The organism is Thalassovita mangrovi (genome assembly GCF_009857745.1).
GTDB classification, from domain to species: domain Bacteria; phylum Pseudomonadota; class Alphaproteobacteria; order Rhodobacterales; family Rhodobacteraceae; genus Thalassobius; species Thalassobius mangrovi.
Map to the genome: position 1 here is coordinate 196,780 of NZ_WWEN01000005.1, position 11,992 is coordinate 208,771.

The following is an 11,992-nucleotide window of genomic DNA, read 5'->3' on the forward strand; positions in this document are numbered from 1 at the left end:
CACGGTCTTCCAAAGCCGGTGCAAAAACCGGGACGAATGCAACAGGGGGCGTGTCTTGGACACATTACTATTCATCAGCCAGAATCTCGACGTCATCGCCGAGCGCACCTTGCAGCATATCTCCATCGTGGGCGTCGCCATCGGGCTGGCCATCCTGACCGGGGTGCCGATCGGGATTCTGATCACCCTCAATCAACGCGCCGCAGACATCGTCCTTTATATCGCCGCGATCATCATCACGATCCCGTCCATCGCTTTGTTCGGCCTGATGATCCCGGTCCTGTCGCTGATCGGTCACGGGATCGGTTATCTGCCCGCGGTCATTGCCGTGCTGCTGTATTCGCAGTTGCCGATCATCCGAAACACCTACACCGCGATTTCCAACGTCGACCCGGCCCTGCGCGAAGCCGCGCGGGGGCTGGGCATGCCCCCGAAGCAACGGCTGGCCCGGGTCGAAATTCCGCTGGCGATCCCGGTGGTGATGGCGGGCGTCCGTATCGCCGTGGTGATGAATATCGGTATCACCGCCATCGCCGCCTATATCGGCGCGGGCGGGCTGGGCGTGTTCATCAGCCGCGGCATTTCGCAGTCGGACCCGCGTCAGCTCATCACCGGCGCCATCATGGTGTCGCTGCTCGCAATCGCTTCCGACTATGCGCTGCTCTGGCTGCAAAGGCGCCTCACGCCCGCCTCCTCCTCCGGTGCCGGCCACTAATCCATCTGGGACAAGACAATGATCAAACTCGACAAGCTTTCGAAAATCTTTGAAACGCCCGGCGGCGGCACCGTCACCGCGGCCGACAAGGTGACGATGGAGGTTCCCGAAGGCGAAATCTGTGTCCTGCTTGGCCCCTCGGGCTGCGGCAAGACGACGACGCTCAAGATGATCAACGGGCTGATCCCGAAAACCAGCGGCAAGATCCATGTCGCCGGGCGCGATACCGATGACGTCGATCCGGTCGCGCTGCGCCGCTCCATCGGCTATGTCATCCAGCAGATCGGCCTGTTCCCGAACATGACGATCGAGGACAATATCAGCGTCGTGCCCGACCTTCTGGGCTGGGACCGCAAGAAATCGCGGGCGCGGGCGGGCGAATTGCTGGAACTGGTGAACCTCGATCCGGGCATCTTCCTCAAGCGTTTCCCCAAGGAACTGTCCGGCGGCCAGCAGCAGCGCGTCGGCGTGATCCGCGCCCTGGCCGCCGACCCGCCGGTTCTGCTGATGGATGAACCCTTCGGCGCCATCGACCCGATCAACCGGGCGGTCATCCAGGACGAATTCCTGAAGATGCAGAAGGAACTGCGCAAGACCATCGCCTTCGTCAGCCACGACATCGACGAGGCGATCAAGATGGGCGACAAGATCGCCATCTTCAAGGACGGCATCCTGGAACAATACGACAGCCCCGACGACCTGCTGGCCCGGCCCAAGAACGATTTCATCGCCAGCTTCCTCGGCTCGGACAGGACGCTGAAGCGGCTCAGCCTGCTGAAAGTGTCCGACGTGATGATCAGCAGCCAGATCCGGGTCGTCGCGCAGGATCCGGTCGCCAAGGCCCGCGACCTGATGAAGGAAGCCGGACACAAGAATGTTGTCATGGTCGGGCCGCGCGGCCGGGCGCGCGGGTTCCTGCATCTCAACGACATCCTGGACGAAACCGGCCGGGTCGAGGAACATTTCCAGGCCCTGCCCACCACCGTGCATCCCGATGACGACCTGCGCACCGCCGTGTCGCGCATGTTCCGGCACGACACCACCTGGCTGGCCTGCGTCGACGACGACGGGTTCTTCCAGGGCTTCGTCACCCAACGCGCGATTTCCCACGCGCTTGGCGCGACCTATCGCGATCACGCCGATCACGCGCCCGCGGAGGCCCTATGAGCATCCGTGACACCATGAACAGCGACAACGTCCGGTCCAAGGCCATCTTCGCCCTCGGGCTGGTGTTCGGGATCGGGCTGATGGCCGGGGAAAAGGGCTATTTCGGCGATATCTGGCGGCTCTATTCCGAGGATATCATCTACCTGGCGCAGCAGCATCTGGTGCTGGTGCTCGTCTCCTCTGGCCTCGCGATCATGGTCGGGGTGCCGGTCGGCATTTTCCTGAGCCGCGACCGTGTGCAGCGCTATTCCGAAACCGTCCTGCAGGTGTTCAACATCGGCACGACCATTCCGACGCTGGCGATCTTGGCGCTGTCGATCACCCTGCTGGGGATCGGATTTACCCCCGCGGTTTTCGGCCTTTGGATCGCGACGCTGCTGCCCATCGTTCGCAACACGTTCCAGGGCCTGCGCGAAGTGCCCGCGCACCTGAAGGAAGCGGCGACCGGGATGGGGATGAAACCGCTGCACATCCTGCGCAGCGTGGAACTGCCCAACGCGCTTTACGTGATCTTTGCCGGTATCCGCACCGCCGTGGCGGTGAATGTGGGCACCGTGCCGCTGGCCTTCCTGATCGGCGGCGGCGGGCTGGGCGAACTGATCTTCACCGGCATCGATCTCAACGACATGCAGATGCTGCTGGCCGGGGCGATCCCCGTCGCGGCGCTGTCGATGCTCGCCGATTACATCCTGGCGCGGGCGCAATTCTGGCTGATCCCGCGCGGGGTCAATCCTCTCAGACAATAACCAAAGAACATCATCCAACGGAGGACTTCATGTTCAAAAAACTCGCACAAACCGCAACTCGCGTTCTTGTTGCTACAGCGCTGCTTTCCGCAACCTCTGCCTATGCGCAAGAGGTCCGTGTCGGCGGCAAGAACTTCACCGAACAGCTGCTGGTCGCCGAGATCACCAACCAGTTCCTCACCGCCAAGGGGATGGATGTCGAAAAACGCGACGGCATGGGCACCTCGGTGCTGCGCGCGGCGCTGGAAAACGACCAGCTGGATGTCTACTGGGAATATACCGGCACCTCGCTGGTGACCTTCAACAAGGTCGAAGACAAGCTGAGCGCCGAAGACACCTACAACAAGGTCAAGGAGCTCGACGCGAAAGTGGGCATCACCTGGCTGAACCCGTCGGCGGCGAATTCCACCTATGCCATCGCTGTGCGCGCCTCGGACGACAAGGGGCTGAGCACGATTTCCGACTTGGCCGCCGCCTATAACGGCGATGCCGGTCTGAAATTCGGCGTGAACGCGGAATTCCCCAAGCGCCCCGACGGGCTGCCCGGGATGGAAGAAGCCTATGGCTTCGACGTCGCGCGCAAGAACCTGGCACCGATGCAGACCGGCCTGATCTACCAGGCGCTGAAGGACGAACAGCTCGATATCGGTCTGGTCTTCGCGCTGGATGGCCGCATCCAGGCGTTCGATTTCAAGGTGCTGAAAGACGACAAGGAATTCTTCCCGAACTACGCGCTGACCCCGAATATCCGTACCGAGTACCTGGACGCGAACCCCGAAGTCGGCACGCTGCTGAACACGCTTTCGGCCGTCTTCACCGATGAAATCGTGCGCGATCTGTGCGCCCGCGTCGATGTCGACAAGAAAACGGTCGAAGACGTTTCCGCCGCCTTCCTGTCCGAACAGGGCCTGATCTGAGCCTTGACATGATCCGCCGGAGCGCGCGATTTTCGCGCGCTCCCCTTCGCCGCCCCTTGGCCTTAGGGGGCGGTTTTCTCTTTGAAGGTCCCCGACCATGCATCACCGCGATAGCCTGCGTTGCGCCTGCGCGCAGATCGAACACACGCCCACCTCACCCGACACGCTGTTTGGCAAACACATCGCCTTTCTCGAACAGGCGCAGGACGAACAGATCGACATCGTGACCTTTCCCGAAACCTCGCTCACCGGCTATCCGCCCGATGGCGAAGCGGTGCGGAAAATGGCGATCTGGGCCGACGATCCGCGCCTGACCAGCCTGGCGCAAAAGGCGCGCAACGGCTATGCGGTGGTGGGTTTCATCGAACAGGGACGCGGCGGGCAGTTCTACAATTCCATCGCCTGGCTCCATAAGGGCGAAATCATCAAGGTCTATCGCAAGATCAACCTGCCCACCTATGGCCGCCTCGACGAGGGCAAGTATTTCACCGCCGGGAAACGGACGATGACGGTCGATCTGGACCGGCACTGGACCTGCGGCGGCATGATCTGCGCCGATGCCTGGGACCCGGGTCTGCTTTACCTGTCGGCGATCCGCGAAAGCACGGTTCTGGCGCTGCCGATCGCCTCGACCAAGGAAGGCCCCGGCGGCGGGTTTTCCAACGAACGGGGCTGGGACATTCTGGCCCGCTACACGGCGATGATTTACGGGCTGCCGATCATGATGTGCAACTGGACCGGGCCGCATCTGGACATGAATTTCTGGGGCGGGTCGTCGATCTATGCCGCCGACGGGCAGAAGCTGGTCAACGCGGGCACGGGCGAGGAACTGATCTGCGCCGAGGTCAGCTTCGCCGACGTCATCCATGCCCGCCAGACCATGCCGACGGTGCGCACCCTGTCGCCGCAGCTGTTGCTGCGCGAACTGCCGCCGCTGCTGAACTGACCGCCAACCGGCCCCTCAGACATGAAAAAACCGGCGCCATATCTGGCGCCGGTTTCTTTGTGACGGGTGAAAGAAGGGGTTTCGCCCATCAGCTCCAGGGATAGGGACTGTTCGACACCGGGTGCAGCTTGCCCTCGGCATAGCGCGAGAAGCGGAAGGGTTCGAGCAGCGCGGATTTGCCACCGGTGATTTCCTGCGCCACCAATTCGCCCACGCCCAGCATTTTGTAGCCGTGGTTGGAATCCGCGATGATGTAACAGTTTTCGCGGAACACATCGAAGACCGGGAAGCTGTCGGGGGTGAAGCAGCCGATGCCGCCCGACGGTTCCTTGTGGTACTTCGGCATCGTGCCCGAAAACCGTTCATTGCAATGCGCCAGGGCCGACACCCACATATGGGCAAATTCCGGCGAGGCCACGAATTCCGGCGAGGACGGACCGTAGGGATCGATCGCCACCTCGTCGACCGGCGTGTCGACCTTGTAGGGCATCGCGCCGCCCTGGATGCCGCCGAAATGCGGGTCGGGCTTGTAATAGATCCCCCACATTTCATCGGTGATCAGCGACCCGTCCACATCCGAATAGAGCGGCGCGTCGGTATCGACATGCACCACCGGCGGCAGCTTGCCGTCATTGGTGCGGAAGCTTTCGGGATCGACGCGCAGCACACCTTCCTGCAGCTGCCAGAATTTCCACATCGGGATGCCGTCATGCATCGCGCCGTCCGCGCCCTTGATCGAAACGGTTTGCGGCAGCTCCGCCATCGACCAGAAATCGCGCACCCACGGGCCCGCGGCGACGACGACGTAATTGCAGGCGATCGTGCCCTTGTCGGTCTCGACCGCTTCGATTGCCGAACTTGCCCCGCTGGTGCCCTTCAGCCCGGTCACGGTGACGCCGGTCAGGATGCGCACACCCTCGTCCTCGGCCATCTTTGCCAGCGCGTAGATCGCCTTGGTGTTATGCGCGTAGCCGCCCTTCTTCTCGTGCAGCACAGACGTGATGCCCTGCGCGCGCCAGTCGGAAAACAGCCCCTTCATATAGGTATCGCACGCATCCGCGCCTTCGATGAAGCTGGATTCGTAACCGATCGCCTGCTGTTCGCTGTAAATCTTGGCCACGTCCTCGTGCATCGATTCCGACGAAATCTGCATGTAGCCCACGGGATTGTAGCTCAGCGCCTCGGCATTGGCTTCCCAATGCGACACCGAATGGGCCATCAATTCGCGCATCGCCGGCTGGTAATAGTTGTTGCGCACCACGCCACAGGCGATGCCCGACGCACCGGCGGCGATGCCGGATTTGTCGACGACGAGGATATCTTCGCCCGATCCCTTGCCGCTGGCCTTCAGCGTTTTGGCAAGGTGAAGGGCCGTCGAAAGGCCGTGGATACCCGCGCCGATAATCAGATAGGGCGCCTTGGTGGGGAAAGACATGTCGCACTCCATTTGCACATATGCGGGGAACCCGCTGTTCTGCCGGTCAGAATGCGCGGCTTTGGGGCGCTGGCTTCCTGCTTCCACGTCATTTTTTGTCGAAATTTCGCCACCTTCAGCCGCGGACCCGACGGCATGAAGAATCCGTGTAAAATGCTTAATACCAAGGCGATTTGAAAACACCCCCCGGGGATTTAGGGACATTTCCAGCCAACAATGGCGCAAAATCGAAAGCGGACACGGAAAATCCAAGGCAGGAAGGAAAGGCGCAGAAATTGCCCTGAAACGATCCCCCAATCCGCGACCTGAACCGGGAGCCGCCCATGACCACCTTTTCCGCCGAGAACAAACTGCGCGCCGCGCTTGACGCCTACCAGGAGGGCTATTCCCTGCCGCGCGAATTCTACAACGACCCGGATGTTTTCGAGGCCGATATCGAGGCGGTGTTTTACAACGACTGGATCTTCGTCGGCCCCGAATGCGAAATCCCCAATGCGGGCGATTACGTGACGCTGACGATCCACAACGCGCCGATCATCGTGCTGCGCGATCACGAAGGCGAGCTGCGCGCCTTCCACAATTCCTGCCGCCACCGCGGATCGCGGCTGTGCGACAAGGCGCGCGGCCATACCGGGCGACTGGTCTGTCCCTATCACCAGTGGACCTATGAGCTGACCGGGGAGCTGATTTCGACCCGCTACATGGGCGAAGCCTTCGATCAATCGAAATTCCCGCTCAAGCCCGTGCACGTGACCTCGATCGAGGGGCTGCTTTATATCTGCCTGGCCGAAACGCCCCCGGACATCGAACGGTTCCGCAACGCGATCACCCCCTATATCCGCCCGCATGACCCGCGCCGCACCAAGATCGTGCATGAATCGGTCATCGTCGAGGATGCGAACTGGAAACTGGTCATCGAAAACAACCGCGAATGCTATCACTGCGCGGGCAACCATCCCGAATTGTTGGTGTCCTTGGTCGAAATGGCGCGGCCCAACGACGAACGCTTCGGCGACGAATTCAAGATCATGGAACAAAAGGCCTGCGAATGGGACGCGCTGAACCTGCCGCATGAACCGGTCGACGGCGGCAACGAATTCCGCTGCATCCGGCTGCCGTTCCGGTCCGGGACCTATTCGATGACGCTGGACGGCAAACCGGCCTCGAAGAAGCTGCTGGGCGATCTGACCGAACCCGATCTGGGATCGGTGCGCGCCTTCCGCGTACCGAACAATTGGCATCATTTCCTGTCCGAAATGACGATCCATTTCCGCGTCCTGCCGCTTGGCCCCGACAAGACCGAGGTGCGCACGACCTGGTGCGTGCACGAAGACGCGGTGGAAGGGTGGGATTACGATATCCACCACCTCAGCCATGTCTGGATCGAAACCAACGACCAGGACAAACGCCTGGCCGAGGAAAACCAGCGCGGCACCCGGTCCCCGGCCTATACGCCCGGGCCCTATTCCGAAGTGTCGGAATTCATGATCCTGAACTTCCTCGACTGGTACAGGGGCAAGCTGACGACATGGCTCGACGGGCCGCAGGCGGCGCTGGCGGCGGCGGAATAAGACATGACCGCCCTGCCCGACCCCGCCACCCTGCCGTTTCCGAAATCGGGTCTGCCGCTGCACAGGTCGCAGCCGCACAGCCTTTGCCTTGCCGAGCGCATCGCGGAAACGTCCGATACGGTGACGTATGTTTTCGACACCCTCGACGGTCCTTTGCAGCACCACCCGGGGCAGGCCGTCGCGATCGACCTGCCGATGGACACCGGGACCGCCACCCGCACCTTCACCATCGCGTCGGGCGGGCTTGACCCGCACCGCCTGTCGATCACCGTCAAGGCCGGGCCGTCCGGTCACGCGACGCGCTGGATGCACGAACACCTCGCCCCCGGCGACAGGCTGAGTGCGCGCGGACCATTCGGGCGCTTCACCCTGCTGCCTTACCCCGGCCAGCCCTTGCTGCTGATCGGCGGCGGCAGCGGGTTCACCCCGATGATGTCGATGCTGCGCTGGCTGCACGGGCGCGGCGAAACCACCGATGTCGCGGTGATCCAGGTGGCGCGGCAGGTGGGCGATCTGCTTTATACCGAGGAACTGACCCGGATCGCCGCCGAGATGCCCAACCTGCGCCTGTTCGAGGTCGTCACCGCCCCCAAGGCGGGCGAGGTCTGGCGCGGCTATCGCGGCCGTCCCGACCGCGCGATGCTGCGCTCGATGCTGCCCGATGCCGCGCGCCGCGTGGTGTTCTGCTGCGGCCCCGATCCGTTCATGACCTCGATGGGCCAGGTGTTGCGGGCCGAGGGTCTCGATCCCGCGCGGTTCCTGACCGAAACCTTCGGCGCCGCACCGGTGAAGGCGAAGGTGGTCGCGCCCACAGACGACAGCGCCCAAACCGGCCTCACCGTCAGCTATCGCGGCCGCGATTTCGACGTCTCGCCGGACGACACGCTGGTAAGCGCCCTGGCGGCGCAGGGGGTGCGGGTGCCGACCGGCTGCGGCGAAGGCCAATGCGGCACCTGCCGGCTGAAGCTGGTTTCGGGCGAGGTTGACATGGCGCAACAGGGCGGGCTGTCGGAAAGCGAGGTCGCCGATGGCTATATCCTCGCCTGTTGTTCCCGGCCCAAGGGACCGGTCACCCTGGCCGATCCGGCCTAGGCAAATTCGCTTGCGCAGGCCGGTTGGCGCGGGGCATAGGTTTTCACGACAAAGCGCACACAATCGGAATGAGTGTAGGAATGGACAGGGACGCTCCCTTCGGTTCCGCGCCGCCCCGGCAGGGCGCGCGCAAACCTATCTTGTTCGAGTTCGTCTTGCTCGACGCGTTTTCCATGCTGTCGGTGACCTCGGCCATCGAACCGCTGCGCGTGGCCAACCGGATGGCCGGGTACGACTGCTACGCCTGGACCATCGTGACCGAAGACGGCGGGCCGGTGCGTGCCTCCAACGGGTTGATCCTGGCCAGCGAGGGGCGGATCGGCGAGGGACCGAAGCCCGATTACACCTTCGTCTGCGCAGGGCTGAGCCTGGTGGCGCAGCACCAGACCCGGTTGACCGCCTTTCTGAACCGGCGCTATTCGGCGGGGGTCACCCTGGGCGCGATTTCGATGGGGACGATTTTCCTGGCCCGGGCGGGGCTGTTGAAAAACACCCCCTGCACGATCCACTGGGAAGGCCACCCCGCCTTCCGCGAAGAATTCCCCGACATCACGCTCAGCCACGCGATCTTTGAAATTCACCAGAACATCATGACCTGCGCCGGGGGCATGTCGTCCTTCGACCTGATGATGGAAATCATCGCCCGCGATCACGACAAGCGGCTGTTGCACGCCGTCGCCAACCAGCTGCAGCTGGATCGCATCCGCTCGGGCGGCGCGTTGCAGTCGTCGGGGACCGAACACATCCCCGAAACCGCGCCCAAGCAGATGCGCAACGCGATCGCGCTGCTGGCAAGTTCGATGGAACACCCGATGTCCCCGGCGGAACTTGCCTCCGCTGTCGGGTCCAGCCGGCGGTCGCTGGAACGGTTGTTCATGAAATACACCGGCATGACGCCGTCGAAATACAGCAAGATACAGCGGCTGGAACGCGCCCGCGACCTGCTGCTGCATTCCAATATGCCGATCCTCGAAGTCGCGGTGGCGACCGGGTTCCGATCCGGCTCCTACTTTTCCTTCTGCTTCTCGGATCACTTCAAGGTCTCGCCCTCGTCGCTGCGCAACGCCGTCACGCAAGGAAACCTGGACGCGCGACGGGACTAGGTTGTCGCGCTGCGCCCCTCGCGCGGCGATTGACCATAGCGCTGGCGGTAGGCGCTTGAAAACGCGGCCTGCGCGCCGAACCCGGTCATATTGGCGATCTCGCCCAGCGGGATATGCGAGCTGCGCAACAGTTCGCGCGCGGTTTCAAGCCGGATATCGCGATAGACATGCATCACCGACAGGTCGAGCGCCTTGGAAAACTGGCGCTGCAACTGGCGCGCCGACAGACCGACCAGGGCGGCGATCTGATCCAGGTTCAGCGGGTCGGCAATGTGGGATTCCATCAGTTCCAGCGCCTCGGCCACGGCACGGGGCGGCGATCCGTAGCGCGCCGCGACGCTGGCCTGTTGCGGGGCGTCGGCGATGCGGATCTCGGTCTGGATGAACCAGTCGCTGATCTTGCGAGCGAAGCTGACTCCGTGCTGCGCCGAAATCATCGCATACATCATGTCGAGCGGCGCCGTGCCCCCCGCGCAGGTATACCTGTCGCGGTCGATCACATAGAGCCGGTGTTCCAGCCAGCCGCGATCGAACCGCGCGCGCAAGTCCTCCAGGTGGTGCCAATGGATGGTGAAGCGGCGGTTTTCCATCAGCCCGGCATTGGCAAGGATTGCCGATCCGCCGGAAATCCCGCCCAGGGCCACGCCCTTGCGATCCAGATGGCGCAGCCAGGTGAACAGTGCCTGGTCCTGCACCCTGAACGGATCGCCCCCCGCGACGACGAACACGACATCGAAGTCATCCCCGGCCTTGGAAATCGGCACGGTGTCCATCGCGCCGGGCAGCGACGATGCGACCGCCCCGCCCGCCACCGACAGGGGGACGATTTCGTAAAGTGGCGCATCGGAAAACAGGTTGGCCGCGCGCAGCGGTTCCATCGCCGCCGCGGTGCTCATCATCGCGTAGCCTTCGATCAGGCAGAAACCGATCCGTTGCGCCCGCATATCGCGTCCCTTTTTCGAAACTAAATGTCTCACCTACGAAAGAAATGACAGATTCGATCCTGCTATGACAAGGTGAAAGAATGGAGAGGCAAGATGGGTTTTTCGGGTTTCCGGGTCATCAAGGAGGCCCTGACCGGGCACAAGGGATGGGGCACGCTGTGGCGCAACCCCGAACCGCAGGCGGAGTACGATATCGTCATCGTCGGCGGTGGCGGGCATGGGTTGGCGACGGCCTATTACCTGGCCTCGGTCTACAAGCAAAGCCGGATCGCGGTGCTGGAAAAAGGCTGGCTCGGATCGGGCAATATCGGGCGCAACACGACGATCATCCGCTCGAACTACCTGCTGCCGGGGAACCAGCCGTTCTACGAATTCTCGATGAAGCTGTGGGAAAACCAGGAACAGGATCTCAACTTCAACTCGATGGTGTCGCAGAGGTCGATCCTGAACCTGTTTCACAGCGACGGGCAGCGCGATGCCTATCGCCGCCGCGGCAATGCGATGCATCTGTCGGGTGCCGACGGCCAACTGCTGTCGCAGGACGATCTGCGCCAGATGGTGCCGTTCCTGAATTTCGACAACGCGCGCTTCCCGATCAAGGGCGCGCTGATGCAGAAACGCGCCGGCACTGCGCGCCATGACGGCGTCGCCTGGGGCTATGCGCGCGGCGCCGACCAGCGCGGCGTTGACCTGATCCAGAATTGCGAAGTCACCGGGTTCCGCATCGAAAACGGCACTATCCGGGGGGTTGAAACCTCGCGCGGCTATATCGGCGCGAAAAAGGTCGGCGTCGCCGTCGCCGGATCGTCGAGCCGGGTGATGGCGATGGCCGGGATGCGCCTGCCGATCGAAAGCCACGTGTTGCAGGCCTTCGTGTCCGAGGGGCTGAAGCCCACGATCCCGGGCGTCATCACCTTCGGCGCGGGGCATTTCTATGTCAGCCAGTCGGACAAGGGCGGGCTGGTCTTCGGCGGCGATATCGACGGCTACAATTCCTATGCCCAGCGGGGCAACCTGCCGGTGGTCGAAGACGTCATCGAAGGCGGCATGGCCCTGATGCCGATGATCGGCCGGGCCCGGCTGCTGCGGTCCTGGGGCGGGATCATGGACATGTCGATGGACGGCTCGCCCATTATCGACAAGACCCATATCGACGGGCTCTATTTCAACGGCGGCTGGTGCTATGGCGGTTTCAAGGCGACCCCGGCCTCGGGCTATGCCTTCGCGCATCTGCTAGCCACCGACACGCCGCATAACACCGCGACGGCCTTCCGCTTCGACCGCTTCTCGCGTGGTCATGTCATCGACGAAAAGGGCGTCGGCGCCCAGCCCAACCTGCATTAAAGGCGACAGATC

The 11,992-nt window shown here is 62.9% G+C and carries 11 protein-coding genes; 9 read left to right on the forward strand and 2 right to left on the reverse strand.

Features of this window, described 5'->3' with window-relative positions:
- Window positions 1–55: 55 nt before the first annotated feature.
- From GR167_RS13195 to GR167_RS13215, 5 genes are all read left to right on the forward strand, one after another.
- A complete protein-coding gene (locus tag GR167_RS13195; RefSeq protein ID WP_160974127.1) occupies window positions 56–715 on the forward strand; it encodes an ABC transporter permease in 660 nt (219 codons plus the stop codon).
- Window positions 716–733: 18 nt separating this feature from the next.
- Window positions 734–1,882 (forward strand): ABC transporter ATP-binding protein, encoded by a 1,149-nt coding sequence (locus GR167_RS13200; protein WP_160974128.1) that lies wholly within the window; start codon window positions 734–736, stop codon window positions 1,880–1,882.
- Window positions 1,879–2,628 (forward strand): ABC transporter permease, encoded by a 750-nt coding sequence (locus GR167_RS13205; protein ID WP_235915954.1) that lies wholly within the window; start codon window positions 1,879–1,881, stop codon window positions 2,626–2,628. Before GR167_RS13200 ends, GR167_RS13205 begins: the two co-directional genes overlap by 4 nt.
- A 29-nt stretch (window positions 2,629–2,657) precedes the next feature.
- On the forward strand, window positions 2,658–3,545 hold the full coding sequence (locus GR167_RS13210) for a glycine betaine ABC transporter substrate-binding protein (protein ID WP_160974129.1): 888 nt from the start codon (window positions 2,658–2,660) through the stop codon (window positions 3,543–3,545).
- A 97-nt stretch (window positions 3,546–3,642) separates the two neighbouring features.
- Complete coding sequence (locus tag GR167_RS13215; protein ID WP_160974130.1) at window positions 3,643–4,491, forward strand: nitrilase-related carbon-nitrogen hydrolase; 849 nt, start codon at window positions 3,643–3,645, stop codon at window positions 4,489–4,491.
- 88 nt (window positions 4,492–4,579) lie between these two features.
- Here the strand turns inward: GR167_RS13215 and GR167_RS13220 are convergent, their stop codons facing one another.
- Window positions 4,580–5,926 carry an NAD(P)/FAD-dependent oxidoreductase gene (locus tag GR167_RS13220; RefSeq protein ID WP_160974131.1) on the reverse strand — a complete coding sequence of 449 codons (1,347 nt, stop codon included), beginning with the start codon at window positions 5,924–5,926 and terminating at the stop codon, window positions 4,580–4,582.
- Between the two features lie 323 nt (window positions 5,927–6,249).
- Between GR167_RS13220 and GR167_RS13225 the strand changes: the two genes are divergently transcribed.
- The 3 genes from GR167_RS13225 to GR167_RS13235 all read left to right on the forward strand — a co-directional run bounded on the left by GR167_RS13225 (window position 6,250) and on the right by GR167_RS13235 (window position 9,692).
- Window positions 6,250–7,497: an aromatic ring-hydroxylating oxygenase subunit alpha gene (locus GR167_RS13225; protein ID WP_160974132.1), complete on the forward strand. Its 1,248-nt coding sequence runs from the start codon at window positions 6,250–6,252 to the stop codon at window positions 7,495–7,497.
- Window positions 7,498–7,500: 3 nt separating this feature from the next.
- Window positions 7,501–8,589 (forward strand): flavin reductase family protein, encoded by a 1,089-nt coding sequence (locus GR167_RS13230; protein ID WP_160974133.1) that lies wholly within the window; start codon window positions 7,501–7,503, stop codon window positions 8,587–8,589.
- A 140-nt stretch (window positions 8,590–8,729) separates the two neighbouring features.
- Complete coding sequence (locus GR167_RS13235; protein ID WP_160974134.1) at window positions 8,730–9,692, forward strand: GlxA family transcriptional regulator; 963 nt, start codon at window positions 8,730–8,732, stop codon at window positions 9,690–9,692.
- Here the strand turns inward: GR167_RS13235 and GR167_RS13240 are convergent.
- Window positions 9,689–10,636 carry a GlxA family transcriptional regulator gene (locus tag GR167_RS13240; protein ID WP_235915955.1) on the reverse strand — a complete coding sequence of 316 codons (948 nt, stop codon included), beginning with the start codon at window positions 10,634–10,636 and terminating at the stop codon, window positions 9,689–9,691. The genes GR167_RS13235 and GR167_RS13240 overlap by 4 nt on opposite strands.
- Window positions 10,637–10,729: 93 nt before the next feature.
- On the opposite strand from GR167_RS13240, the gene GR167_RS13245 reads away from it, so the two are divergent.
- Window positions 10,730–11,980 (forward strand): sarcosine oxidase subunit beta family protein, encoded by a 1,251-nt coding sequence (locus tag GR167_RS13245; RefSeq protein WP_160974303.1) that lies wholly within the window; start codon window positions 10,730–10,732, stop codon window positions 11,978–11,980.
- Window positions 11,981–11,992: the final 12 nt, after the last annotated feature.